Raw genomic sequence first — 24,750 nt, 5'->3', positions numbered from 1 at the left:
CCTTCACCTTTTTTATTCCCTACAAGTGTATCATAAGAAACAATGAAGAAAAGAAAAGAAAAAACTCAAGCAGAGGCTTGAGTTTTAGGAACGAAATTGTGCTTCCATTCTGTAAATACGGTCCCCTTTTTCAGAGAATTTTTCTTCATACTCTGTCATGACGTTATCTTCCATATGACTTTTATGGAGATCAAGACTTACGTCATTAAAAAACATTCCGTACGTTGACATACTGTGAAGCGAGTATTCAAATAAACCTTGGTTATCAGTCTTAAAATGAATTTCCCCAGGTTTCTTTAATACTGTTTCGTATCGTTTAAGGAAACTTTCATGAGTCAGTCTTCTTTTAGCGTGCTTTTTCTTTGGCCAAGGATCTGAGAAGTTTAAATAAACACGATCAATTTCTCCTGGCTCGAAATAATCGAGTAAATGTGTTGCATCTGCTCGAATCAGTTTAACATTCGGCTTTTTATCCTCGAGAATACGATCGAGAGCAGTGATTATAATGCTATCATAAAGCTCCATCCCTAAATAGTTAATCGAAGGATTCTGCTTCCCCATTCCGTTTATAAATTGCCCTTTACCTGTTCCGACTTCAATATGAATCGGGTTATCATTACCGAAAAAGGAATGCCATTTTCCCTTCATGGATTCAGGTTCAATGGAAACAAACTCTGGATTGTCCATCAATTTATCTTTCGCCCATGGCTTAAATCTTTGACGCATATTTTCTCCCCACTTTACTAACTAAAATAATCTTATTACGAATTAATTTTCATCCCGTAAATCATCTTGCTTTTAAGGATATTTTTTTCTGAAATCCATAAGCTATGCAATGAAAGGATGTGCAGCAAAATGCCATTAAATCATAATGATCAATTGCATATCATCAGAGATCTTCTTCAAGACCATTATACCGATTGTGCTGGTTCACCATCAGAATGTGCACAGCTAGAACGTCTTGCTGCACATTTAATGCAGAATGGTGAAGTCCATGAAGAAGTAAGGAACATTTTGACCAACATTAACGAATATAGTCATACAGGCTTTACTCATCAGCATTTGGAAGAGCATATAACAAGCCATCGCCCACACTTAGAAACATGGATTAATACAATTCAGACACATCACCCATATTAAGACACTATTCCCTAGGAAATAGTGTCAGATTAACTTCTATATTGTCAGCTTTTAAATCGAACCTGCAAGTTTTTTAATATTTTCTGCAAATTGGGCAGTCTCTTTTGACTGTCCTTTTTCTTTATACCAGAAAAAAGAGCTTATCGTTTGTGCCAAAACATACCAATGCATTCTTCTCTCTAAATGATCATCTAATGTCTGACCATAGATGCCAAGCCATTCTTCCCAATTTTCATAAGGGATGTAGCTGTACAGCAGCATCCCTAAATCAAGTGCAGGATCAGCTATCATCGCGCCGTCCCAATCAATTAGGAACAGTTCGTTAGAATCACTTAGCAGCCAATTATTATGGTTTACATCACAATGACACACGACTAAATCATCAACTTCGACTTCAGATGCGGTTTCCATAAGATAGGCAAACGAATCATTGATGATTTCAAGATAGTCTTTTTCTTTGCGCATTTGTAATTGAATATCATTTAAAAGATCAACCGGTGTTAATCTTTTCTTTTCAAGTCGATTCATCATACCCAGAAGCTCCTGCGATCGATGAATTTTCGCTAAAAGTTTAGCTACATTTTCACTTTTCATATCGGCTGCTTTCAATTCCCGCCCGTTCAGCCATTGTTGAGCTGTGATTACATCCCCATTGCCAAGTCTTTTCGTCCATAAAAGTTTAGGGACGATTCCCTCAGCTGAAAGAACAGCTAAAAACGGAGAGGAATTGCGCTTTAAAAACAGTTTTTGGTTCCCATATTCAGCTATATATGCTTCTCCTGTTGCTCCACCAGCAGGGGAAACCTGCCAATCTTCTCCCAAAATCTGTTCCAAATTGTTCACCTTCTTGTCTAGTTAAAGAATCCGTTTTTATTAAATGTTCATTCAACAAAGTATACCATTTCCGTATCTAAATAAATTACTGCGAAGTCATTATTTTAACACAAAAAAACAAGAAAAGCACTCGATTCTTCATACTTTACAAACCTATATACTATATAACATCGAAAAAGACAATGGATGTAATGTGTACCAATTAGAGCTTAATACTCTTTCATTGTGCACTTCATCTTCAATCACTACGCTCCAGCTATCTTGATTAAGAGGGATACTTATTGGCTGTAATGTTTGATTAAAAAGCAGTACTACTTTATTCCAATGAGAATCCTTACTTATTTTATCGGTCAAAGGAAGTTGTAATTTAAATCCTATTGCGCCATCTGGAAGTTTCCATTCAATGAGTTCACTTCTGTTATCACTAAAAACAGCTTGCTCTTTTCTAATTTTAATTAGTTGTCTAAAGTAAGCAACGTCATTATGATATAACTCACATCTGTTCCAATTGATTGCATTAATCTTATCAGGAAGATTGTAGCTGTTTTCTGCTCCGTGTTTCGTTCTGAAAAACTCTTGCCCGGCATGTATAAAAGGGACACCGCGTGCAAAGATCGTGAAAGCTAACGCAAGCTGCTGACGTTTTCTTCGGATGCTCTCACTTTCGTGTGGATGCCGAATAGCCAGCAGGTCGTATAATGTATGATTATCATGACATTCTGTATAGTTAATGCTTTGTTCAGCGTTTAAAAATTTATCGTGATTTCCAGCATACCCTCTCATAACATGTGCCATTTGGTGTTTAATTCGATCCTCTTGATTTCCATTTATAAAACCTCTGTGACCTTCTACAAAGATACTTCCTTTAACATGATCACGAAATGCATCATTAAAGAAAGAGTAGTCAGGCATCTTTTTCGCTGATGAGAGGGAGGCTTTTTTCTCAGGTTCTAAATAAGTATTTAAGTCCCAGCCTTCTCCTAACAAAAATACTCCTGGATTCAACGATTTTAACTTTTTCGCAGCTATATTCATTGTTTCTACATCGTGTATTCCCATAAGATCGAAGCGAAATCCATCAACTTTATATTCGTTCATCCAGTAAGTGAGAGCATCTAGTATAAACTTTCGCATCATTTTTCTTTCTGAAGCTGTGTCATTTCCAACCCCTGTTCCGTTCACAGGCTTACCGCCATCATCATAACGAAAATAATATCCAGGAACGAGCTTTTCAAATGATGACTCTTCCAGTTTATACACATGGTTAAAAACCACATCTAGAATCACAGAAAATCCATTATTTTGAAGGCTTTGAATCAGCATCTTAAGTTCTGTAATTCTGCATACAGGGTCGTGTGGATTCGTAGAGTATGATCCTTCAGGTGCCAAAAAGTGGACAGGATCATATCCCCAGTTATACTCTTTTTCCGGATTCGTTTCATCAACACTTCCAAAGTCAGCGACAGGCATTAACTGCACATGACTAATACCTAGACTCTTAAGATAATCCAATCCCGTAGGATAGCCTTTTGATGTTGTCGTTTGCAATTCAGTTAATCCTAAATACTTGCCTTTATTTTTGATACCGCTGTCAGAATGAATCGTAAAATCCCGCACATGAACTTCATAAATAACGCTGTTTGTTTTTGAACGGAGGTTTATCTTTTTTTCAGACCGATTCCAGTCTGCAGGATCTGTTTCAGGAAGATGAACAACAACTGATTTTTCACCGTTTATTGTAACTGACCGTGAATATGGATCAGTCGTTTCAACCCATTCATGATTCACTTTTGCCAAATAAGTATACTCTGTTAAATGATGATTACCTTCTAAGGTAGTTTGCCACAATCCTTTTTCATTTCGATCCATCTTTTGCTCAAAATAAGAGTTTGAATGAGCTGGTTTGTACTTGAGTCTGATCTCATAAGCAACTGGTGACCACACCTTAAACGTAGTGAACTCAGGTGTGAAAGTCGCGCCAAGGACGCTATCATCGTAAAAAAGGGTATCAAACTTTTCTGTTCTAACGATACTTCCTACCATCAAGGGGATTCTTCTGTCGTTATAGGTAATCCAATATTCCTTAAACAAATCGAATGGTGTTGATGTTTTGCATTTATATATAATCTGTTCATGATAATGTTCTTGCTTATCAATAGTTAATGGCTGAGCGGTCCCTTTGTCATCTACCAGTGAAAGTGAAGGGATGATCGAAAAGGGCTTATTCGCTACAATTGTTATCATTGAAAAATCATCTATATAAGCCACCAACGAAATACTATCTATACTCATCAGTCACACCCCTTTAAATCGCTATTACATCATATTGAACTTAATTTGATTTTGTTATTCCTTTACATGAAAAAAAGAGAGAGGGAATCCTCCCTCTCAATCAGCGTTTAAATATTTGTTCTTTACGATTCTGCCTGTGATAACAAGGGCAGCATAAATGATCACTGGAACAATAATCCCGATCAACAGCTGGTCATTCGTAATATTTAATAGCCATTCTTTAATTCCGGATTTCTTTTGAATCAATGCAACCCAGAGAACTGCAAAAAGTGCGATATTAAATAGATCTGTCCATTTCATTTTTATTCCCCACTCATTATTTTATATGTTTTGGATGTTTATGCTTTCCAGCCTTGTTTCTATTTTCTTCTGTGACAGTTGATTGGAGTGCAAGGTGGGAGACTCCTGCGGGACAGGCGGGCAGGTGAGACACTTAAGAGTGAAACGAACAAATGTGGCTCACCGCCTGCCCCGCGGAAAGCGAGCACCTGGAACGGAAATCAACTCTTTCAAGGGCATCAAAAGTCACTAAAAGAGACTTATATTTTCACAGAAACCGATGCGGGTTGGATAACAACTTCAATCGGTGTTGTTCCCTTGTATTCACCATCAGCATGAATAGCCACTGGATGTTTCGTGGCAACTGCAATTTCTTTCCCTTTCAATTGAGAAACACCTTGCACTTTCACATGTCCGCCCCAAAATACCGATATAAAAAGCAGCAAAAGCTTAAGGATTGATAGATTATGTACAACACAAACATCTAAAATTCCGTCGTTGTATTTCGCTTCGGGACAAATTTTCATGCCCCCTCCATAATAGGGCATGTTTCCAACAGCTACAAGCCAGACGTTGTGAAAAACATACTCTCTTCCATCTAATTTTATTTCCATTGTACCTGGCCTATAGAACCTCAGGACTTTAAACAATGTGACTACATATGCAAGCGTTCCTAATTTTAACTTATGTAAGTACTTTTTGTATATTGCCTCATTTGTGTACTTTGCTACTTCTCCGTCTAGACCAATACCGATGGCACTAATGAATGCTTGGCGTTTCTTGCTTCTTCCTGTTAATTGCATTTTCCCTGAGTCGGTTTTAATCATCCGATTACGCTTTAGATAAGAGATTTGCCTTTTAACACCTCTTACTTCTTTAGTAAGCACACGAACGATATCGTTCCCTGAGCCACCAGAAATGAATCCTAGCGGAATACTTTCATGATCTTTAATCCCATTAAATACTTCATGGATCGTACCATCACCGCCTACAGCTATAACGGCCTTTATTAAATCTTTGTTCATGTATGTAATCTTTTTAGCAATTTCAACGGCATGACCACTATGTTCTGTATAAAACGTTCGATAGGGAATTCCTTCCTGATCCATCGCCTTTTTTAAAGATTTAAATGTTTTTACAGCTTTTGCATTGTTTGAGTTAATAATAAAAAAGTACTTTTTCATTCAGCGAGCCCTCGATTTACGGTTTTTAAAGACTTTCGACAAAATTCTTTAAATACCTTCAAAATGAAACTCAGACTCATTGGACAATGGATCTTTTCTGAAAAGAGAGTTTGTTACACCTATCCTTAGCAAGTCAGATACAAATTTTAATTGCTGACTTTTAATAGGTGCTGGATTCTGCTGCAGCTGCGTGTGCCACTCTTGAAAGTTCCGCTTGTCTATATATGAAATCTTTCTCCAATCATTTGAGAAGTCAATAAAAGCATGGGGAGCAACAATGCACGGTTTTATGGATAGCTGATTCTCATAAGGCTCCCAAAATTCTCTTACCAACGAATTCATTCGTTCGAGACGGATGATTGGACTTAAAACCGTTTCTTTTTGATCTGAATGAACATTCTTCCAAAATCGCTTGTTATCTTGTGCTTCTTGCCATATCCCTTCACCGTTCATCCACACGATCAGCCAGACGTCTGTCGGTCCTGCTAAAATAACATCTAATTCAACTCCAGCATTTTTCACTTGCAGCACAGGTTCATAAAACAATAAATAATTATCAGGGATTTCTTGAATCAAAAATTGCAGCGTTCTATCCTGAACAAACCGCTTGTCACAATTTGAAATTTCTTTCACCGTAGATGTAGCCCAGTTCATTTGATGAGTAAATAATTTATTTCGGAATTCTTTATGCATTGCATTTTGATTTTGATTTTGATTTACTTTGTTTTGCTTGAAAGCTTTCCGGCGATTCTCTTTAATTCTCGTAAATAACGACTGATAATGGTACAGGTTATTTTCATAACGTGAAACATAATCTTGTAATTTTACAAGCTGTGACATTCTTCTCTTCTCCTCTCCTTTTAATTTTGTAATGAAAAGGATTGTACAATTTCATATTTAGGCTGCTTTTCTGTATGCGTTTCGTAAATCACGATTTTCTCAACATTGAACGGTATTTCCTCACCATATTGTTTCCACCAATCCGCGGCGTTTATTGAACGGTCTTCAGAATCAATATGTTTCCGTGCAAGTGTAATATGAGGAGCATATGGTCTGTTCTCTAATGTAAAGCCAGCTTTCGCACATACATAAGACACTTGTTTTTGCAGACGATATAAACTGTGTTGCTTTTTTATACCTGCCCAAAAAATTCGAGGGTTTTGTTTGTTTCCGAAAAATCCAAAATGGTCAACCTTTAAGGAGAACTCATCATGATTTGTTACTTCTTCTTTTAATAACGAATGAAGTGTTTCCAGCTGCCGAGTTGATGCAGATCCTAAAAAGGCTAACGTAATATGAAGATCTTCTAAATGTACCCATGTTTTAAAATGATGATCTTTTTTGATATGCTTGCAGAATTCCGCAAGTTTTGTTTTCACTTCTGCAGGAAGCTTCACAGCTATAAAATAATGCCTTTGCATAAAATCACACCACCTTGTTTTATTTTATCAAATTTATTAATGTGTCTATCTGCTTTTTTACCACAACACTTATTTGTTATACTTGTAAAAGCAACGAAAAGGAGTGCAAATGATGAGAGTCGTTTCAAACATCGCTGATTTAATTGGAGATACACCTATTGTGAAGTTAAATCGTCTTCCTCATAAAGATGGAGCCGATGTATATGTTAAATTAGAATATTACAACCCTAGCCGAAGTCTTAAAGACCGAGCTGCTTTTAACATGATTGTTGAAGCAGAAAAAAAGGGCTTCCTTAAAGAAGGATCTACGATTATCGAACCTACTTCAGGTAACACTGGAATCGGCCTAGCTATGAATGCAGCCGCTAGAGGATATAAGTCCATTATTGTTATGCCTGATACGATGACAGAAGAAAGAATTAATTTATTAAAAGCTTATGGTGCAAAAGTGGTTCTCACACCTGGTGATGAAAAAATGCCCGGTGCAATAAAAAAAGCACGGGAACTTGCTGATGAAATTCCAAACAGCTATATGCCGATGCAATTTGAGAACCCTTCAAACCCAGATGCCCACCGTGGCAGTACTGCCGTAGAAATTAAAGAAGCAATCGAAGAACTGAATCAGCACTTTACTGCTTTTATCGCACCTGCAGGAACTGGCGGTACGATTACAGGCACTGGCGAAACGCTGAAGTCATTCTTTCCCGATCTGACTGTTCATGTGGTGGAACCAAAAGGATCACCTGTTTTGTCAGGCGGAAAGCCAGGAAAGCATAAACTTGTCGGGACAAGCCCTGGATTTATACCACCGATCTTAAACCAAAAAGTCTATGACGAAATCGTACAGGTCAATGATGAAGATGCTTATACGATTACAAGACGACTAGCTTCAGAAGAAGGAATATTAGTCGGTCCATCATCAGGGGCTGCCGTTTATGCCGCTTTAAAAATTGCGGAAAAGCGAAAAAAAGGCGACGTTGTCATCTGTATTACATGTGACTCTGGAGAACGCTATTTATCAAGCGATTTATTTCAGTTTGAATAAAAACAAGGCATCCCAATCATCAACGCGGGATGCCTTATTTTTATATGGACCTGTGAAGTAGTATGCGTCCTTGCACTTCCATTCTGGAGAGAATAAAAACCATAAATAGCCCGGCAAAAGACAGTACGCCAAAGAATAAATACGTGTAGAAGATGTTGAACTTATCAAAAATAACACCGCCTACAAACGTACAAAACCAGGAACCTAATCCATTGCCGACAGCTGAGTATAACGATACTGCTGTAGCTCTCACCTCTATGGGTGTGTAGGTCCGTACATATTCCATCGCGGCAGGAATAAACAAACCTACCGAAAATCCTTGTACAACAGTTGTTATCAGTACTACTGAATATGACGGTTCAAAAAAATAAAACGTCCAGCGGACAGCAGAAACGGTCGCAGCAAATATCATAATGTTCATCATGCCCCACCTTTTAATCGTCAGTCCAGCAAACTTCATAAACGGCGCTTCGCTTCCAGCTGCAATTAAGAAGGCTAATCCCACTCCTGCAAGTGTTCCGCCTGTTTCCTGAATATAAAAACCGAAATAAAAGTTGTTTGCAAAGATTGGGCCAAACACTAGAAAAGTGGCCGAAAGAAAAACGAGATAGGAAGGCATTTTAACCAGTTGATCAATTCCCTTTCTAAGGTCTGTCTTAAGCGATTGACTTTCTTTCGGCATCCTTACAACAAATAAAACACAGATGATAAGAACAGTTGTAAACATATAGAAAATAACGTGTATGCCAAAGACTTCAGCGAGTCTCCCAGCCAGATAAACAGCTATTGCAAATCCAACCGCACCGAACAGTCTATAGTTTCCATATTGTTTGTTTTCTTTTTGGACGTAATTTAAAAGGATGCTGTCTGACACAGGCACTAAGGCACTTTGCATAAAGGAAAACACGACGAGTAGAGCAATAAGCCATACATATGATTCCAAAAGAAAGATGCTATAACCTAATACAGCTGTTAACAATAGGGATAGAACCAGTACTGATCGTGGACGTCTCGTATAATCCGTTGCTATGCCCCATAAAGGCTGAGCAAAGATCATAACAACTGGACTTATAGACATTAACGTACCAATTTCAGTCCCGCTAAGTCCCACTTCTTCTTTAAAATAAACACCTAATAACGGGAATAAGCTCCCTAGACCAAAAAAACTCAGTAGATAAAAACCTTTTAGACTGATAGAGGTTTGGTCAAACGTTTTCTTCATGATGTACCCTCTCTTACAAGCTATTTTGCCAGTTCATAAATGGCTTGTGCATAAATCGCTGCAGCAAGAAGCAAATCTTCTACAAACATATGCTCATCCTTCTGATGAGCAACATCTTCCCTACCAGGGAACAATGCTCCGAAAGCGACACCCGTTTCTAATGAACGTGCATAAGTACCTCCGCCAATTGCCATTAATTCACCCTTTTTACCTGTTTGTTCTTCATACACTTTTTGCAGTGTTTTAATTAATGGATGGTTCTCTTCCACATAGTTAGGCGGATTGTTTTCAATAATTCTCATTGACCAATCACCTGATTGTGCTCGTTCTTTTAATGAACTCTCAATAACATCACTATCGTGTGTAACAGGATAGCGAACATTCATCCCTACTTTTCCGCCTTCTGCTTCGTTAAAAGCCATGACCCCTACATTTACCGTTAATTTGCCGCTCGCTTCATCTTCTGCCGAGATACCTAGTTTATTTCCTGTATGTTCACCAGTCACATCTTCCAGCAAGTTTAGAAACGTCTTAGCTTGTCCCGTAAAAGGGCTGTTCTTTAAAAATTCACCAAGTAAAAGACCCGCATTCATTCCTATTTCGGGAGTACTTCCATGCGCTGATTTACCTTTAACCTTTAGGATGAGTGCATCGTTTTCTATTAAAGCGTGACATTCTATTCCCCTTGTCTTTCCGAAGCTTTCGAACGCTTGCTGCAGTTCCTCTAATCCTATACCTTGGATTTTAGCTTCTGCTTGATCTGGTACCATATTTAAACGCTCACCAGATTTGAAAGTTGTTAACTGCAATCCTACACTTCCTGCTGTGTCACTCCCTTTTATACTAAATTCCACATCGAATATTCCTTTTTCAGCGGAGATGATTGGAAAATCAGCATCAGGAGCAAATCCGATTGATGGCATTTCTTCTTTCGTAAAGTAATGTCTTACACATTGCCAGTTGCTTTCTTCATCACAGCCGATGATCATTCTGACTCTCTTCGTTAAAGGCAGTTTTAGTTCCTGAATGATCTTCATTCCATAGAAGGCTGCCATAGTCGGACCTTTATCATCGATCGCACCTCTTGCAAAGATTTTCCCATCCTTAACTTCTGCCCCAAAAGGATCTACTGACCAGCCTTCACCAGCAGGCACAACATCAACATGACAAAGAACACCTACGATATCTTCTCCGCTTCCGATTTCAATGTGTCCTGCATACCCATCCACATTCTTAATGGTCATACCGCTTTCTTTACCTAGGTCTAGCATATATGTTAATGCACGTTCAATTTCCGGTCCAAAAGGCGCACTTTCTTCAGCATTTTCCTCATCAAGAACACTTGGAATGCGCAAAAGACCTTTTGTATCCTCCATCAATTTTTCTTTTCGAACTTCAACTTCTTCTTTCCAATTTATTTGATCCATAGTAAAGCATCCTTTCTATACGATTTATTTCAACGATTCGTAAACGTCTTTGCTGCAAATGATATATAGCCGTGCATCATCACGTATTCTATCGTCTAATTTTTTGTTTATGGCAAGGTCATTTCCATCTGCGATTAATGTTGCTCCTTCTCTAAGTAAGCCGTCAAAAGCATCTTTATACGTTTTCCATTCTGCCTTTTTCCGTACTTCAAACAAATTCTCTCCTTCTTTATGTGAAAGAAGCTGAGTGTATATGTCTGTAATTCCTTTCGAAAATGCTGAACGCACCGCCATACGTGATACCGTTTCATGGCTCAAAACAAACTCATCTACTTTAGCATGCCTAAAGTTTTTAATATGCTCTTCTTTTTTTATCTCAACGGTGCTATGTATATGCGGAGATAATCTTTCTACTGAAGTTACGATTAAGAGCGTTTTACCATCAGCTAATGCAGAGTCGCGAATAGAGTCATCCGAAAAGACTAGCACTGATTTTGCTTCTTTCAAATTTGCTTGGTTTAAAGTGGCTTCCATTGAAGGATCACCTTGAACATAATGAAGATTGTGATGAGTCATAGGTGTTACGGTTAGTTGATCGATAAGTACGATTTCAAGTTCAGGGTGAGTTTCAATGATCTCATTTACAGCATATTTTGCTTTTTCAGACCAGCCAATAATTACGAAATGATTTTTCCCTCTAAAATTCAACCTTCCTTCCTCCTTATGTTTTCGATGAGCTCCCAGTGCTTCAACAAGTTTTCCAATCGCTAGACCTGCAATACCAATTCCAACTAAAAAAATAAATATCGCGTAGATTCTGCCTGCAACGGAAACTGGATAAAAATCTCCATACCCTACTGTGGTTACAGTTGTCATCACATACCATAGGGCGTCAAACCACCTTGGAAATGTTTTAGGTTCTAATTCATGCATTACAATTGAAGAAAAAATGACGATAAAAAAAGTAAAGGAGAAAATCCCAAGTTTGTTTAATACGATCAGGCGATTCATAACCTTTTGCAAAATGTACACCTTATCGCTCCTAACTTTTTATGAATTTTTTAACCCTTATATTGTACCTTATTCCCTATAGAAATGGTGAGACAGTTTCAAATAGTTGGGATATATTAGGTGTTGACAAGCATTGACTTTCGTGTATAATGGTGCGTAAATGGGAGGTGTGGTGTTGCTTAACTGACAATTTTCCTTTGTCTTGGGATCATATGTTCGTTATGAGTTTTTGCTGCATAGCCGCACAGACATCTTTTGAACGTTTTGAACATCTAATGGCTTACGCAGCGGAGGACCAATATGGCTTCTTCGCTTTTTTGTTTACAAAAAGGGTGGGTCTTATGAAAATAATTAGAAATTAATTAAAAAATTATTAAAACAATATTAAAAGGATTGTAATACATCATTCATATTTCATTAACTTTAGACTGGTATCATATAGTGTGTTAACAACTATCTAAATAACAAGGAGTGGTTTTTTGAGTCCTTCAACTGACAGAATGTTGAATCGTGTGAAAGCCCTGTATTTGTTTATTCGCAAGAAAGGTACTGTAACAACACGAGAACTAGTTGAAGAATTTGGAACTACACAGCGAACCATCCAAAGAGATCTGAATGTGCTCTCTTACAACAATTTAGTAACAAGTCCTGCCCGAGGTATGTGGGAAACAACAGGAAAGAAAGTTAAAGTTTCTTAAGAAAGATATGTAAAATAATACGGATAAGCATAAATAATAACCCCGCTATAAATAGCGGGGATTTTTTTATGATCAGTATTCTTGGAAGGAGATTGCCCACTCTTTGTAATGTTAAATCTCTTCAGGACTGTTTTTTAAGAGCAAGTCCGGTGTTCTTTCGATTTTCCATTCTTGGTTTTTCCAATCTGGTTTCCCAGACACAGGCATAAATTTATCGTCGTTGCCAAATAAGTTTTTCCAGAATCCCTCTGACAGAGAGAATCCTATTACTTGCTGACGATCTGCATCAACTATAAGGTCTTTGATCTTTCCGACCTTTTCACCATCTTGATCGATGACCGACCAATCTTTTATAGCCCTATAGGAATAGCATTCTTTAGGCTCGTCTCTTTGCTGTTCGATCCCAGCAAACACTAGCTTATCTTCATTAAATTCTTTTACCTGGTGCCATGGAATAAAGAACGTATCTTTTGTGTAGCTCTCGTTGGTTTCAGGATAAGCACTCCCTGTCATTGGGGTGTTCTGTGTACCGATACCTGACGTGGCAGCAACCACTGTTTCCATATGCTTATCAGCCGGCATTTCTTCTCGTTGATTGCTGTAATGATCGACTGTATACGTGAAATAACATAGACGATGATCATACATGTTAAATAGGATATCGTTTATTTTATGTTCAGTCTGTTCATTTACATCAGCTGTATCGTTCTCAGCTTTTGCACCCATTAATTTTTCCACAGATAATTTCATTGAGCGACATCTCCTTTTTATTGGAAGATACCCCTAATAAATTATTCAAAAACATCCTCTTTTAAAGATAGTAAGTTAAGTTCCTCTTCAGACAATTCGCGATATGTTCCTAGTTCCAGTGATTCATCCAGTTTTAGTTGACCCATCTGAATTCTTTGCAGGTATACTACTTTTCTTCCGATCGCTTCAAACATTCTTTTTACTTGGTGAAACTTACCTTCTGTAATCGTAAGTTCGATCTCTGATTCATCCATGTTATTCTGAAGCACTTTCAAATAAGCTGGCTTTGTTTTATATCCATCCTCTAAAATGACACCCTCTTTAAAGATTTCTAACGTATCATCAGGAATAGAACCGTTTATTTTTGCAAAATATGTTTTGGGTACATGTTTTTTAGGAGAAAGCAAAGTATGTGCCAACTGTCCATCATTGGTCAAAATTAATAACCCTTCTGTATCTATGTCTAACCTGCCTACAGGAAATGGTTCGAAGTTTTGGTCTTCCATGTAAAGCAGGTCTATAACCGTTTCATGCCTAGAATCTTCAGTGGCAGAAATGACCCCCTGAGGCTTATTCATCATCAAGTAGATGAATTCTTTATAAACTGCCTCTTCTCCGTGAACCAATACATGGTCTTTTTCAGGATCTGCTTGTGTTTTAGGATCTTTTATTACGTCACCATTCAACTTCACTGCGCCAGACTTTAATAATTGCTTAACTTCTTTTCTGCTTCCATAGCCTGTATTCGATAACCATTTATCAATTCTCATAAATAAACAACCTCCACTAATGATCTATTTTTCCTATATTATTGTAAAAAATTGATTGATTTTTGAAAAAACGGGGTAATTTAGTACTATAGGAGGAATTGGAATGAAAAGGAAAATAGGTCTTTTAGCAACTGCACGAAAAAAAGCTTCAAACCCTTCGGCAGCAATAGATTTATACATAAGTCCTCTATTCGTTAAGTCTGTTCAATACGCACAGCAACATTATGATGATTTTTACTTCTTTAGCGCAAAAGAAGGACTTTTAACGAAAGACCAATACATTGAACCGTATAATGTTTCTATCAAAAATTTTTCTACATCTAAAAAACGGGAGTGGGCTCACAAAGTTATTCAAGATCTAGAGAAAAACAATAAGCCCTCTCAATGTAAAATCTATATTCATGGCGGATGGGTGTATCGTGAATTCTTGCAGCCAGAGTTAGAAAGAGCAGGTTTTCAATTTGAAGTTCCACTCGAAGGCTATAGCATTGGAAATCAGCTAAAATGGTATGACGAACAAAATCACGTTAAAAAATAACCCTCACCACATTAAAAAGAAGGCTTTCTATCAGCCTTCTTTTTTATTTTTCCCTATTTTCTGCGTTTCAAGAAAGGTATACGGTCTCCTAAAATAATATTTAATAACCCTGAACGGTAGCTTAGGAAACCATAGACCGCTCCTCCTGTAATAATACCAGCGGTCAGCTTAATTATAGTATCAAGTCTTGTTTCTGAATCACCTAAAAGATTAGATACAACCGTAACAGCTACGGCCATTGCTGCGCAGAATAAAGTAATCAGAACTGTTCTGCGATAGACCCATTTAAATGAAAAGCCACTGTATTTTTTTATTATATACAGGTTAAACAAGATAGAAAGAGTATAACCAATATCTGTTGCAATTACTGAACCCGTTCCGCCAAACAGCAATAACAAAGGCTTGTTAAGAAGAAGTTTTGCAAGAAAACCAACAGATAAACTTATAAATGCATACCGCTGCTGGTTTAGCCCTTGCAGGATTGCTGCTGTTACAGTAAACATCGCAAACCATAATGCAGTCGGCGCGTACCATTGAAGATAATAACCGCCTGTTTCCATGGAAGACATTCCAAAAAGTGCTCCGTATGCCGGATAAGCAAGAACCGTTAAACCGATCGCCGCAGGTGCGGTCAGAAACAACACCATTTGGAAGGTCTGTGTGATCTGTTTATGAAGTACATCATCGTTATTTTGTGTAAATGATTTTGTAATAACTGGAATCAGTGTCAGCGCTAAAGCTGTTGCTAGAGAAACAGGGATCATAACGAGTTTATGTGCAATCTGCGTAATGATCGCAAATACGGATTCAGCTTTCTCTTGAGAATAATCCATACCTTTCAGCGTTTTTACGATCGTGAACTGGTCAATCATCTGATAGAGAGGAATCGCCAGGCCGACCGCTACAAATGGGATGGCGTATTTGATTGTCTCTTTATAAATATCTGATAAAGAAATATCAGCAACTGGTTTGCTTTGGTCATACATCTTTTGCAGATGAGGTTTTCGCTTTATCCAGTACCAGATCAGAACGATCAGACCTGCAACAGCACCAAGGGTTGCAGCAAAGGTAGATAGTGCTACTGCAGTAGTTAAATCACCGTCTAATAAATTCATCACAACAAAACTAGCAACAAGGATAAACACAATTCGTACGATCTGCTCTACAACTTGTGAAACAGCTGTAGGTCCCATCGACTGAAAACCTTGAAAGTATCCGCGGATCAAACTCATCGATGGTACAATAATTAAAGCTGTACTTACCATCCGGATAACGAGCGTAATGTCATCTATGCTATTTCCTTGTCCGCCTTTTTCACTAATAATCTGTTGAGCTAGAACAGGTGCTAACATGTACAGGATGATAAATGCCAGAGTTCCGGTTAAGGTCATAACGAGCAGACCGGATTTCAACAGTTTTCTGCCTGTTGCGTAGTCTCCTAAAGCATTATATTTAGACACGAACTTAGAAACAGCAAGCGGAACTCCCATTGTGGAAATACTAAGTAATATGGTATATGGAATATAAGCATAGCCGTAAAGAGCCATGCCTTGTTCACCTACTAGATTTGTAAATGGAATGACAAAGATTAATCCGATGAATTTAGAAAAAAAGGTTGCAGCGGATAAAATCAATGTTCCACGAAGTAATCGAGACAACTATTTTCAGCTCCTACTAATCATCCTAAATAAAATTGACCTGACTCTATATGTTTCCGTCAGGCTTAAACCTAGTCTTGTAATTCTTTTTGACTTAAATCGCCAAAAACATTATTGATATTGTATCACATTAAAAGCGGATGTAACCTCATTTAACTTTTTGCAAAAAAGTAAGGATTATGAAAAGCATAGTCTTTTTCATTAAGCTATGCTATTGTAGAAAATATTTTAGACTTGAACGTTTAAGAAAGTTGGGATTGTATGATTTATGATTGTATTGTGATCGGAGGAGGTCCCTCAGGCCTTATGGCTAGTGTTGGTGCCGCTTCAAATGGGGCTTCTGTCCTTCTTATTGATAAGGGAGAAAAGCTGGGACGCAAGCTGGCGATTTCAGGTGGCGGACGCTGTAATGTAACGAACCGCCTGCCTGTTGAAGAAATCATTAAACACATACCGGGGAACGGCCGTTTTTTATATAGTGCATTTTCTGTTTTTAATAATGAAGATATTATCGATTTTTTTGAGGGACTTGGCATCCAGCTGAAAGAAGAAGATCACGGCCGAATGTTCCCTGTCTCGAACAAAGCTACAGATGTAGTTGCTGCTCTTTTACAAAGGATTAAACAGCTTGGTGTTCAGATTCGGACAAACACACCTGTAAAAACAGTACATTATGGAGATGATCTTCATGAGATCATTCTTCAAAGCGGTGAGTCACTCCAAACAAAGTCTATCGTTATCGCGGTTGGTGGTAAATCTGTTCCGCATACAGGCTCTACTGGAGACGGGTACGCTTGGGCAAAGAAAGCAGGGCATACGATTACTGAGCTATATCCAACCGAAGTACCTATTACTTCAAATGAAACGTTTATTAAGCAGAAAACATTGCAGGGAATTTCCTTGCGAAACGTTGCCCTTTCTGTTTGGAACCCAAAAGGAAAGCTGATTAAAGCTCATCAAATGGATATGATTTTTACCCATTTTGGTGTTTCAGGGCCCGCCGCATTAAGATGCAGCCAGTACGTAGTAAAAGCGCTAAAAAAGTTTAATGTTCCATCTATTGAGATGAGAATTGATTCTTTTCCTGAAGAAAATGAAGAAGCGCTTCTATCCGTTTTACAGCAAAAGATTGATGCAGAACCGAAAAAGGCCTTTAAAAACGTGCTTAAAGGGTTACTCCCAGAAAAGTTTCTTCATTTTTTAATTGAGCGAGCTGAGATTGACGGTGACTCTACAGCCGATCAAGTTCCTAAGCAAGCACTGCGGCAGTTGGCTGCTCAAATGAAAAGTTTTTCTTTTTCTGTTAACGGAACATTATCGATCGAAAAAGCTTTCGTTACAGGCGGCGGTGTTTCTGTAAAAGAAATTGCTCCCCAGACGATGGCATCCAAGAAACAAGAAGGTCTATTCTTTTGCGGAGAAATACTAGATCTGCATGGCTACACAGGCGGCTACAATATCACGGTTGCCTTTGTGACCGGAAACATAGCTGGAACAAATGCAGCTTATCATGCATTAGCTAAATAATCGTTTTTTTGATGAAACAGAGGACGTGATCCATTTTGAGGTTACGTTCTTTTAATTTGCAAATAAGGCAATCAAAGGCAACGTTAAGTGAGTTTGATGTGAAGAAGTTGATGACATCCTAGAGCACAGAGCTACAAATGTTTCCGTACTAAATAAATGGCTGACTTTAAAAAAATTGTTGCTTTGCCTAACTTTCCTAAAAAAGCTTCACTGAATAGTTGATTGGAGTGTAAGATGCGAGACTCCTGCGGGACAGGCGGGCAGGTGAGACACTTAAGAGTGGGACGTCCGAATGTGGCTCACCGCCTGCCCCGCGGAAAGCGAGCATCTGAAACGGAAATCAACCACTTACAAAATCACCAGAGCTCGCCAAAACAGCTTTATAAAACAACTTGCTATTTTTTATAAATAATCATCGCAGAAAACGAAAACATGGTCTCATCCTCGGAATGAACGTTATCACAAACCGCAATTTGATACTTAATATCAACTATGTTTTCAGTAGGAATCACACTCAAGAACTCGTTTACACTTTCCTCTAGATCATCCTCATGGTCTTCATCAAAAATCTTCACTTGAATCATAAAAAGCATCCCCCTTTAGCCTAGAGATTTGTTCTTTCTTTCGGCTTTGGCGGATGCTTTTCCTTTGTTGTGATTTGACTAGTTTTGTCTTACAGATTTTCGAGCGCTGTCTGAATGGGCATTTCGCCTTCAATCAATTCAAATACTTGATGGCTAACCTTTTCATTACCGAGACATGCAGCAAGAGTCCTTGCAACGTCAGCACGTGGGATGGAACCACGCTCATCTAACTTCTTCTTTGCTTGAATCAAGCCCATTCCATCTTCGTCCGTTAGTGCGCCTGGACGAAGGATCGTATAATTTAATGAGCTTTCCAAAAGCACGTTATCTGCTTTTCTTTTAGCTTCTAAATAATGCTGCAAGCCTTCTGGACCTTTTTCTGGAGTATCTGCACCAATTGAACTTACCATAATAAATTGGTTCACATGATGTTTTTGTGCAAGTTTAATGGATTTTACAGCACCCTCATAGTCTACAGCGTCCGTTTTTTCAGGACCTGTATGCCCCCCGGATCCAGCTGTGAAAATGACAGCATCAATGTCTTTAAACACATGGTCGAAGTCCTGCTCTAAGTTCCCTAAGACAGCCTCGATATTTGAATGCTTAAAATGTTCTTGCTGTTCTTCTTTTCTAACCATCGCTTTCACGGAGTGTCCTTGATCCGCAAGTATATTGCACGTTAATTTACCGATATTTCCGTTTGCTCCAATTACGAGAACATTCACGACCTATCCACTCCTTCTATTTGTTTACTTATGTAGTGTTTCACGAAACAGGAAATGTAAAACATTTTGTTGTGGATGTAAGTGTAAAATGTATGCTTACCTTTGACTCCTGAGGCTACTTTTATTCTCCGTTTAGCCTGATTTGTTTTTATCTAAAATTTTTCGTCAACAGAACCCTATTTGACTGCAAATACAAAAAACTTAAAAAACCGCTGACATCGCGGCTTTTTAAGCCTCATCTTAATTTATTACCATATTTTTTTGTAAATGTATCTCTAAATCATTCGCATGAAGCGGCTTATACAAGTGATACCCTTGGCCATAAAGACAACCAAGCTCTAAAAGGAACTCAATCTGCTTACAGCTCTCAATGCCTTCAGCAATGACGCAAAAATCGAGGTTATGCCCCATATCAATAATTGTTTTAACTATTGCGCCTGCCTTTAAATCTGTCAAAATATCATCAACAAACAGCTTATCTATCTTTAACGTATCAACAGGCAATTGTCTTAAGTACGTTAATGATGAATACCCTGTTCCAAAGTCATCGACTGAAATACGAATCCCTTTTGCTCTTAAACGGGTTAGAACAGGAAGAGCTTCGTTCATGTTTTGCATGGTGGTGCTTTCTGTAATCTCTAGTTCTAACGAAGCCGCTGGAAAACTTGTTTCAGAAAGAATGCTCTCTACTCTTTCTATAAAAGTTTCCTCAAGCAGCTGCCTGACTGAAATGTTTACTGAGATTAAGAGGTCCTGAAAACCATTCTGATGCCACTTTACGCCTTGCAGGCAAGCATTCTTTAAAACCCATTCTCCAATCGGTATGATCATTCCCGTTTCTTCAGTAATTGGGATAAATTCTGCAGGGGAAATAATGCCTTCATCTTCTTTTTTCCAGCGCAGCAATGCTTCTACTCCTACTATCTTTTTTGTATCGATCTGCACTAAAGGCTGATACACAAGAAAGAATTCGTCATTGGTTAATGCTTTTCTTAAGCCATGCTCAAGATTTAATCTTCTTTCCATCTTCTCGTCACGCTGTTCGGTAAAGAATTGATACGTGTTACGACCGCGTTCTTTTGCTTGGTAAAGAGCCGAATCCGCTCGTTTTAAGAGTGTATCACTATCAGAACCATTGCCAGGATATGTGCTGATCCCGATACTAGGTGTTGTAAATACCTCTTGTCCACTCAACATAAAAGGTTTTGTAAAAGCTTGAATGATTTCTTCTGCTATCGTTTTAATTTCAGATTCATCATTAAATTCGATTAGAATCAGAAACTCGTCTCCGCTTCTTCTAAACACTTTTCCTTTAGAATTCACAGTAGTTTTTAGAAGCTCTGCCACTTTTTGCAGCAAAAGATCGCCAAAGCTGTGTCCGAGTGTATCATTCAAAACATTAAAACGATCAAGATCTAAATATAAAAGAGCAAGGTTGTTTTTTTTCAAATCCGCTTCTTTCATTTGTTCTTCAATGGTTTGCATAAATCCATTGCGATTCGGAAGACCGGTTAACTCATCATAATAGGCCATATGCTGAATGGTTATCTCTGCACGTTTTCTCTCGGTTATATCAATGAGTATAGAGTTAAAGTCAATTAATTCATTTTTTTCATTTAAGAACGGTATACCTCGGTCATGAATCCAGCGTATCTCACCATTCGGCTTCATTATACGATATTCACTTGTCGCAATAATCCCGCTCTGAATATCTTGAGCTCGTTTTTGAATAATCTCATCATCGTCAGGGTGTATCACTTTTTTCCACAATTCTGCATCGTCATAAAAAGCTTGCATCGGATAACCATATAATTTTTCGATACCCGATGTAATAAGCAGCTTATCCGTTTCAAGATTATGTGACCAAATGGCTACATCAATGCTGTCGAATATATTTTGAAGTTTAATTCTGTTTGCTTCTAATTCTAAAAGAGTTTCTTTATGTTTTAATATTTCTTGCTCTAGATCAACCGCATAAGAGTCTTTCACTCTCAGCATTTTATAAACTAGTACTCCAAAAAGAGCAACGATGCTAAGATCAAGGCCGTACATGAGATAGTTTTGACTGTATATTAAGCCTATAGTGCTTACAACGTGCAAGGTAAACAAAACGGCAATTATGTTAATCCACTTTTTGGTTTTTGAATGTTTTAATGGCATTTGAGCCTCCACGGCTAATAAGTATACCTTTTCTATCGGCTACTTCCTGAAATTTTTCACAACTACATAGAAAATTAGACAGTCAAAACGTTTTGTTCGTTCAAAAAATTACTCATTTTCATTCTGAATGTTGCTGTTTAACAATGATAAAGGTTTAAACAGCCACTTGTTTTCAAAATTTCAATATTTGTTTAATACACCTGTTCCTCCTAACAAAGAAAAAACTCCCTGCCCATCAAACATGAGCAGAGAGTTTTACTTAGTTTTTATTATATTCCAGCATGCCGCCAGTCATATTTTTTACTTTGTAGCCTTGGTCTTGCAAAAAGTAAGCCACGTTTTCACTGCGTCGACCAGAACGGCAGATGATGATGTGTTCTTCATTTTTATCGATCTCGTTTAAACGATCTGGAATTTCACCCATTTTGATATGAGCCGCTTCTGGAATTTTACCTTCAGCCACTTCCTCATCTTCACGTACGTCAATCAGGGAAATCTTTTTTCCATCCTTCAACAATTGTTTTACTTCGGATGGTGAAACTTCTCGTAATTCATTTTCCATGAAAAAGCCTCCTTTAATTGGCAACGATATTCACAAGTTTACCTGGTACAGTAATGACTTTGCGAATCGTCTTACCTTCAATGCTTTGTTGAACAGATTCTTCTCCAAGTGCAGCTTGCTCCATATCAGAACCGCTGATGTTCGCAGCAATCGTCATCTTCGCTTTTAATTTTCCATTAACTTGAACAACGATTTCAACTTCATTTTCTACAAGTTGTGCCTCATCCCATACCGGCCAAGAAGCGTATGCGATACTGCCTTCTCCACCTAGCATTTCCCATAGCTCTTCACAAATATGCGGAGCGATCGGGGAAAGCATTTTAACGAATCCTTCTATAAAATCTTTAGGAAGCTCATCTTGCTTGTTAGCCTCATTTACGAAAACCATCAATTGCGAGATCGCTGTGTTAAAACGAAGGCCTTCATAATCCTCCGTTACTTTTTTAACCGTAAGATGATATAGACGGTTGAAGGATTCACTTGCCTTTGTATTTTTAATTGCAGGGTTTAGGTTCTGCCCATCTTCTGAAACAAGCAATCTCCAAACACGATCAAGAAAACGGCGGGAACCATCTAAGCCTGTAGTGCTCCAAGCGATTGATGCATCTAAAGGTCCCATGAACATTTCATACAAACGAAGTGTATCGGCACCATGGCTTAGAACGATTTCATCTGGGTTTACAACATTTCCTTTTGACTTACTCATTTTTTCGTTATTTTCTCCAAGAATCATTCCTTGGTTGAAAAGTTTTTGGAAAGGCTCTTTTGTTGGAACGATGCCCAGATCGTACATAACCTTGTGCCAGAAACGGGCATAAAGAAGATGCAACACAGCGTGCTCCGCTCCACCAATATAGATATCAACCGGAAGCCAATGCTTCAACTTTTCAGGAGATGCTAATTGCTCTTCGTTTTTCGGATCGATATAACGAAGGTAATACCAGCAGCTTCCTGCCCATTGCGGCATCGTATTCGTTTCACGACGTCCTTTCTTGCCTGTTTCAGGATCAACCACGTTCACCCAGTCTTCTACGTTTGCCAATGGTGACTCTCCGGTGCCTGATGGTTTAATTTCTTTTACTACAGGAAGAAGAAGCGGCAGTTGATCCTCGGAAACCGTTGACATCGTGCCATCTTCCCAATGGATTACCGGGATCGGCTCGCCCCAATAACGCTGGCGTGAGAATAGCCAGTCACGAAGGCGATACGTAATTTTCTTTTCGCCTTTTCCGTTTTCTGTAAGCCATTCATTCATTTTTGCAATAGCATCCGTTTTTTGCATGCCATTTAAAAAGTCAGAGTTTACATGTTCTCCGTCACCTGTATACGCTTCTTCAGATACGTTTCCGCCTGCAACTACTTCAGCAATTGGAAGCTCAAATTTTACAGCGAATTCATGGTCACGCTCATCATGCGCAGGTACTGCCATTATTGCGCCAGTACCATAGCTTGCTAGAACATAATCTGCAATCCAGATCGGAAGTTTTGCTCCAGTTACAGGATGAATAGCATAAGCTCCTGTAAAGACTCCTGATTTTTCTTTGGCAAGTTCTGTTCTTTCAAGATCGGACTTTGTTTCAACTTGTTTTTGGTAAGTCGTTACTGCCTCTAAGTGATCAGCTGTAACAATTTCTTTTACTAGTTTATTTTCAGGAGCAAGTACTAAATACGTTGCACCAAAAAGTGTATCTGGACGAGTTGTAAACACTGTAATTTTAGAAGAATGACCATCCACGTCAAAGTGAACTTCTGCTCCTTCTGAACGGCCAATCCAGTTGCGCTGCATGTCTTTTAAGCTTTCAGGCCAATCTAGTTCATCTAGATCTTCTAACAGTCTGTCAGCGTATGCTGTAATCTTAAGCATCCATTGTCTCATAGGTTTACGAACGACAGGATGCCCCCCACGTTCGCTCTTACCGTCGATTACTTCTTCATTTGCAAGAACCGTTCCTAGTGCCTCACACCAGTTCACAGGTACTTCGTCCACATAAGCAAGTCCTTTATTATAAAGCTGGATAAAGATCCATTGTGTCCACTTGTAATAAGAAGGATCTGTCGTGTTTACTTCACGGTCCCAGTCGTATGAGAAACCTAGCTCTTTAATCTGCCTGCGGAAAGTATTGATATTCTTTTCTGTAAACTCCGCTGGATCGTTACCTGTATCAAGAGCGTATTGTTCTGCAGGAAGACCAAATGCATCCCATCCCATCGGGTGAAGTACATTGTATCCTTGCATACGCTTCATTCTAGATAGGATATCAGTCGCCGTGTAACCTTCCGGATGACCTACGTGCAGGCCTGCTCCAGATGGGTAGGGAAACATATCTAACGCGTAAAATTTCTTTTTGTCATATTCTTCTTTCGTTTGGAACGTTTTGTTCTCATCCCAGAACTGCTGCCACTTTTTCTCGATTGTTTTGTGGTTATAATACATAACCGATCCTCCTTAGAAAACTGTACTTTAAAAACAAAAAAACCTCCCGCCCCTAATAAAACATTAGGGACGAAAGGTTAGTTAACAAAATTAAACCTGCCGCGGTACCACCCTGATTAATGCAAATATCGCATTCACTCGGAACAGACCTTAACGCGGCGAACGGCAAGCACTACTTCATTCACACTTGCAACTAAAGGGCGAGTTCAAAAAAGTCCGGGTTGACTTGCACCATCCGTCAACTCTCTATCATTCCATTCTTTTTTTACTACTCCCTATCATCGTTATTAAAAAATTTAGATGCTAATTTGTATTTTATGAATAACTCCCTAAATTGTCAAGGTTGTTTAGAAGTATAATAACCTATTTTTTCCACTTTTAAACGAAAAAGTTCACTTACTCATTCCACTTCTTGACAAACTTTCTGCTGCTGTTTACATTAATGTTAACTGTTATTATTTTTCCGTTTACATTTAAAAAGGGGTGCAA

Annotated in this window: 25 protein-coding genes and 1 other annotated feature; of the genes, 7 read left to right on the top strand and 18 right to left on the bottom strand. The window is 38.4% G+C overall.

Going from position 1 to position 24,750, the window contains the following annotated elements:
* Positions 1 to 84 precede the first annotated feature (84 nt).
* Positions 85 to 726 carry a tRNA (guanosine(46)-N7)-methyltransferase TrmB gene (trmB, locus tag P8610_RS00420; protein WP_289494789.1) on the bottom strand — a complete coding sequence of 214 codons (642 nt, stop codon included), beginning with the start codon at positions 724 to 726 and terminating at the stop codon, positions 85 to 87.
* A 129-nt stretch (positions 727 to 855) separates the two neighbouring features.
* On the opposite strand from trmB, the gene P8610_RS00415 reads away from it, so the two are divergent.
* Positions 856 to 1,140 (top strand): YtzH-like family protein, encoded by a 285-nt coding sequence (locus tag P8610_RS00415; protein ID WP_394602705.1) that lies wholly within the window; start codon positions 856 to 858, stop codon positions 1,138 to 1,140.
* A 51-nt stretch (positions 1,141 to 1,191) separates the two neighbouring features.
* Here the strand turns inward: P8610_RS00415 and P8610_RS00410 are convergent, their stop codons facing one another.
* The 3 genes from P8610_RS00410 to P8610_RS00400 all read right to left on the bottom strand — a co-directional run bounded on the left by P8610_RS00410 (position 1,192) and on the right by P8610_RS00400 (position 4,566).
* Positions 1,192 to 1,974, bottom strand: a complete 783-nt coding sequence (locus P8610_RS00410; RefSeq protein WP_394602704.1) for a phosphotransferase — start codon at positions 1,972 to 1,974, stop codon at positions 1,192 to 1,194.
* A gap of 153 nt (positions 1,975 to 2,127) precedes the next feature.
* Positions 2,128 to 4,266, bottom strand: a complete 2,139-nt coding sequence (gene pulA / locus P8610_RS00405; protein ID WP_394602703.1) for a type I pullulanase — start codon at positions 4,264 to 4,266, stop codon at positions 2,128 to 2,130.
* 96 nt (positions 4,267 to 4,362) lie between these two features.
* Complete coding sequence (locus P8610_RS00400; protein ID WP_394602702.1) at positions 4,363 to 4,566, bottom strand: hypothetical protein; 204 nt, start codon at positions 4,564 to 4,566, stop codon at positions 4,363 to 4,365.
* A 94-nt stretch (positions 4,567 to 4,660) separates the two neighbouring features.
* Here P8610_RS00400 and P8610_RS00395 point away from each other — a divergent pair, with 94 nt between their 5' ends.
* On the top strand, positions 4,661 to 4,798 hold the full coding sequence (locus P8610_RS00395; protein WP_394602701.1) for a hypothetical protein: 138 nt from the start codon (positions 4,661 to 4,663) through the stop codon (positions 4,796 to 4,798).
* Positions 4,799 to 4,805: 7 nt separating this feature from the next.
* Here P8610_RS00395 and P8610_RS00390 read toward each other — a convergent pair whose 3' ends face one another.
* The 3 genes from P8610_RS00390 to thpR are packed head-to-tail and all read right to left on the bottom strand — an operon-like array spanning position 4,806 to position 7,150.
* A complete protein-coding gene (locus P8610_RS00390) occupies positions 4,806 to 5,729 on the bottom strand; it encodes a diacylglycerol/lipid kinase family protein (protein WP_394602700.1) in 924 nt (307 codons plus the stop codon).
* A 48-nt stretch (positions 5,730 to 5,777) separates the two neighbouring features.
* Positions 5,778 to 6,569: a hypothetical protein gene (locus P8610_RS00385; RefSeq protein ID WP_394602699.1), complete on the bottom strand. Its 792-nt coding sequence runs from the start codon at positions 6,567 to 6,569 to the stop codon at positions 5,778 to 5,780.
* A 20-nt stretch (positions 6,570 to 6,589) separates the two neighbouring features.
* Positions 6,590 to 7,150 (bottom strand): RNA 2',3'-cyclic phosphodiesterase, encoded by a 561-nt coding sequence (gene thpR, locus P8610_RS00380; RefSeq protein WP_394602698.1) that lies wholly within the window; start codon positions 7,148 to 7,150, stop codon positions 6,590 to 6,592.
* Positions 7,151 to 7,262: 112 nt separating this feature from the next.
* Here thpR and cysK point away from each other — a divergent pair, with 112 nt between their 5' ends.
* Complete coding sequence (gene cysK / locus P8610_RS00375; RefSeq protein ID WP_394602697.1) at positions 7,263 to 8,195, top strand: cysteine synthase A; 933 nt, start codon at positions 7,263 to 7,265, stop codon at positions 8,193 to 8,195.
* A gap of 40 nt (positions 8,196 to 8,235) precedes the next feature.
* Here cysK and P8610_RS00370 read toward each other — a convergent pair whose 3' ends face one another.
* The 3 genes from P8610_RS00370 to P8610_RS00360 are packed head-to-tail and all read right to left on the bottom strand — an operon-like array spanning position 8,236 to position 11,876.
* Complete coding sequence (locus P8610_RS00370) at positions 8,236 to 9,417, bottom strand: MFS transporter (protein WP_394602696.1); 1,182 nt, start codon at positions 9,415 to 9,417, stop codon at positions 8,236 to 8,238.
* A gap of 20 nt (positions 9,418 to 9,437) precedes the next feature.
* On the bottom strand, positions 9,438 to 10,844 hold the full coding sequence (pepV, locus tag P8610_RS00365; RefSeq protein WP_394602695.1) for a dipeptidase PepV: 1,407 nt from the start codon (positions 10,842 to 10,844) through the stop codon (positions 9,438 to 9,440).
* Between the two features lie 24 nt (positions 10,845 to 10,868).
* A complete protein-coding gene (locus tag P8610_RS00360) occupies positions 10,869 to 11,876 on the bottom strand; it encodes a potassium channel family protein (protein WP_394602694.1) in 1,008 nt (335 codons plus the stop codon).
* Positions 11,877 to 12,334: 458 nt separating this feature from the next.
* Here P8610_RS00360 and P8610_RS00355 point away from each other — a divergent pair, with 458 nt between their 5' ends.
* Positions 12,335 to 12,553 (top strand): DeoR family transcriptional regulator, encoded by a 219-nt coding sequence (locus P8610_RS00355; RefSeq protein ID WP_066243921.1) that lies wholly within the window; start codon positions 12,335 to 12,337, stop codon positions 12,551 to 12,553.
* A 111-nt stretch (positions 12,554 to 12,664) separates the two neighbouring features.
* Here the strand turns inward: P8610_RS00355 and P8610_RS00350 are convergent, their stop codons facing one another.
* Both P8610_RS00350 and P8610_RS00345 read right to left on the bottom strand, forming a co-directional pair.
* Complete coding sequence (locus P8610_RS00350; protein WP_289494776.1) at positions 12,665 to 13,303, bottom strand: PRC-barrel domain-containing protein; 639 nt, start codon at positions 13,301 to 13,303, stop codon at positions 12,665 to 12,667.
* A gap of 41 nt (positions 13,304 to 13,344) precedes the next feature.
* A complete protein-coding gene (locus P8610_RS00345; RefSeq protein WP_289494775.1) occupies positions 13,345 to 14,073 on the bottom strand; it encodes a pseudouridine synthase in 729 nt (242 codons plus the stop codon).
* A gap of 103 nt (positions 14,074 to 14,176) precedes the next feature.
* Here P8610_RS00345 and P8610_RS00340 point away from each other — a divergent pair, with 103 nt between their 5' ends.
* Positions 14,177 to 14,611: a DUF6884 domain-containing protein gene (locus P8610_RS00340; RefSeq protein WP_289494774.1), complete on the top strand. Its 435-nt coding sequence runs from the start codon at positions 14,177 to 14,179 to the stop codon at positions 14,609 to 14,611.
* Positions 14,612 to 14,664: 53 nt separating this feature from the next.
* Here the strand turns inward: P8610_RS00340 and P8610_RS00335 are convergent, their stop codons facing one another.
* Positions 14,665 to 16,269 carry a putative polysaccharide biosynthesis protein gene (locus P8610_RS00335; protein ID WP_394602693.1) on the bottom strand — a complete coding sequence of 535 codons (1,605 nt, stop codon included), beginning with the start codon at positions 16,267 to 16,269 and terminating at the stop codon, positions 14,665 to 14,667.
* 261 nt (positions 16,270 to 16,530) lie between these two features.
* On the opposite strand from P8610_RS00335, the gene P8610_RS00330 reads away from it, so the two are divergent.
* Positions 16,531 to 17,796, top strand: coding sequence for an NAD(P)/FAD-dependent oxidoreductase (locus P8610_RS00330; RefSeq protein WP_394602692.1), 1,266 nt, complete (start codon positions 16,531 to 16,533; stop codon positions 17,794 to 17,796).
* Positions 17,797 to 18,030: 234 nt separating this feature from the next.
* Positions 18,031 to 18,204: a hypothetical protein gene (locus P8610_RS00325; RefSeq protein WP_394602691.1), complete on the top strand. Its 174-nt coding sequence runs from the start codon at positions 18,031 to 18,033 to the stop codon at positions 18,202 to 18,204.
* Here P8610_RS00325 and P8610_RS00320 read toward each other — a convergent pair.
* The 5 genes from P8610_RS00320 to leuS all read right to left on the bottom strand — a co-directional run bounded on the left by P8610_RS00320 (position 18,192) and on the right by leuS (position 24,261).
* The gene (locus P8610_RS00320; RefSeq protein ID WP_289494770.1) at positions 18,192 to 18,380 is read right to left on the bottom strand and encodes a sporulation protein Cse60; all 189 of its coding nucleotides are present in this window, start codon (positions 18,378 to 18,380) and stop codon (positions 18,192 to 18,194) included. The genes P8610_RS00325 and P8610_RS00320 overlap by 13 nt on opposite strands.
* 89 nt (positions 18,381 to 18,469) lie before the next feature.
* A complete protein-coding gene (locus tag P8610_RS00315; RefSeq protein ID WP_394602690.1) occupies positions 18,470 to 19,105 on the bottom strand; it encodes an SDR family oxidoreductase in 636 nt (211 codons plus the stop codon).
* Positions 19,106 to 19,345: 240 nt separating this feature from the next.
* The gene (locus tag P8610_RS00310) at positions 19,346 to 21,265 is read right to left on the bottom strand and encodes a putative bifunctional diguanylate cyclase/phosphodiesterase (RefSeq protein WP_394602689.1); all 1,920 of its coding nucleotides are present in this window, start codon (positions 21,263 to 21,265) and stop codon (positions 19,346 to 19,348) included.
* A gap of 259 nt (positions 21,266 to 21,524) precedes the next feature.
* Positions 21,525 to 21,827, bottom strand: coding sequence for a rhodanese-like domain-containing protein (locus P8610_RS00305; protein WP_289494767.1), 303 nt, complete (start codon positions 21,825 to 21,827; stop codon positions 21,525 to 21,527).
* Between the two features lie 13 nt (positions 21,828 to 21,840).
* Positions 21,841 to 24,261: a leucine--tRNA ligase gene (gene leuS, locus P8610_RS00300; protein ID WP_394602688.1), complete on the bottom strand. Its 2,421-nt coding sequence runs from the start codon at positions 24,259 to 24,261 to the stop codon at positions 21,841 to 21,843.
* A 62-nt stretch (positions 24,262 to 24,323) separates the two neighbouring features.
* Positions 24,324 to 24,552: a binding site (T-box leader), on the bottom strand.
* Between the last annotated feature and the right edge of the window lie 198 nt (positions 24,553 to 24,750).

The organism is Fictibacillus sp. UD (genome assembly GCF_043558025.1).
GTDB lineage: Bacteria > Bacillota > Bacilli > Bacillales > Fictibacillaceae > Fictibacillus.
This window is presented reverse-complemented; position numbering and strand designations above follow the sequence as displayed.

Excerpts from the sequence above, each read along its gene's own strand:
- trmB (WP_289494789.1), bottom strand. The coding sequence starts at position 726 with ATGCGTCAAAGATTTAAGCCATGGGCGAAAGATAAATTGATGGACAAT.
- P8610_RS00340 (WP_289494774.1), top strand. The coding sequence starts at position 14,177 with ATGAAAAGGAAAATAGGTCTTTTAGCAACTGCACGAAAAAAAGCTTCA.
- P8610_RS00310 (WP_394602689.1), bottom strand. The coding sequence starts at position 21,265 with ATGCCATTAAAACATTCAAAAACCAAAAAGTGGATTAACATAATTGCC.
- P8610_RS00400 (WP_394602702.1), bottom strand. The coding sequence starts at position 4,566 with ATGAAATGGACAGATCTATTTAATATCGCACTTTTTGCAGTTCTCTGG.
- thpR (WP_394602698.1), bottom strand. The coding sequence starts at position 7,150 with ATGCAAAGGCATTATTTTATAGCTGTGAAGCTTCCTGCAGAAGTGAAA.
- P8610_RS00305 (WP_289494767.1), bottom strand. The coding sequence starts at position 21,827 with ATGGAAAATGAATTACGAGAAGTTTCACCATCCGAAGTAAAACAATTG.
- P8610_RS00345 (WP_289494775.1), bottom strand. The coding sequence starts at position 14,073 with ATGAGAATTGATAAATGGTTATCGAATACAGGCTATGGAAGCAGAAAA.
- cysK (WP_394602697.1), top strand. The coding sequence starts at position 7,263 with ATGAGAGTCGTTTCAAACATCGCTGATTTAATTGGAGATACACCTATT.
- P8610_RS00350 (WP_289494776.1), bottom strand. The coding sequence starts at position 13,303 with ATGAAATTATCTGTGGAAAAATTAATGGGTGCAAAAGCTGAGAACGAT.
- P8610_RS00415 (WP_394602705.1), top strand. The coding sequence starts at position 856 with ATGCCATTAAATCATAATGATCAATTGCATATCATCAGAGATCTTCTT.
- P8610_RS00390 (WP_394602700.1), bottom strand. The coding sequence starts at position 5,729 with ATGAAAAAGTACTTTTTTATTATTAACTCAAACAATGCAAAAGCTGTA.
- P8610_RS00330 (WP_394602692.1), top strand. The coding sequence starts at position 16,531 with ATGATTTATGATTGTATTGTGATCGGAGGAGGTCCCTCAGGCCTTATG.
- leuS (WP_394602688.1), bottom strand. The coding sequence starts at position 24,261 with ATGTATTATAACCACAAAACAATCGAGAAAAAGTGGCAGCAGTTCTGG.
- P8610_RS00325 (WP_394602691.1), top strand. The coding sequence starts at position 18,031 with ATGCGAGACTCCTGCGGGACAGGCGGGCAGGTGAGACACTTAAGAGTG.
- pepV (WP_394602695.1), bottom strand. The coding sequence starts at position 10,844 with ATGGATCAAATAAATTGGAAAGAAGAAGTTGAAGTTCGAAAAGAAAAA.
- P8610_RS00385 (WP_394602699.1), bottom strand. The coding sequence starts at position 6,569 with ATGTCACAGCTTGTAAAATTACAAGATTATGTTTCACGTTATGAAAAT.
- P8610_RS00320 (WP_289494770.1), bottom strand. The coding sequence starts at position 18,380 with ATGATTCAAGTGAAGATTTTTGATGAAGACCATGAGGATGATCTAGAG.
- P8610_RS00370 (WP_394602696.1), bottom strand. The coding sequence starts at position 9,417 with ATGAAGAAAACGTTTGACCAAACCTCTATCAGTCTAAAAGGTTTTTAT.
- pulA (WP_394602703.1), bottom strand. The coding sequence starts at position 4,266 with ATGAGTATAGATAGTATTTCGTTGGTGGCTTATATAGATGATTTTTCA.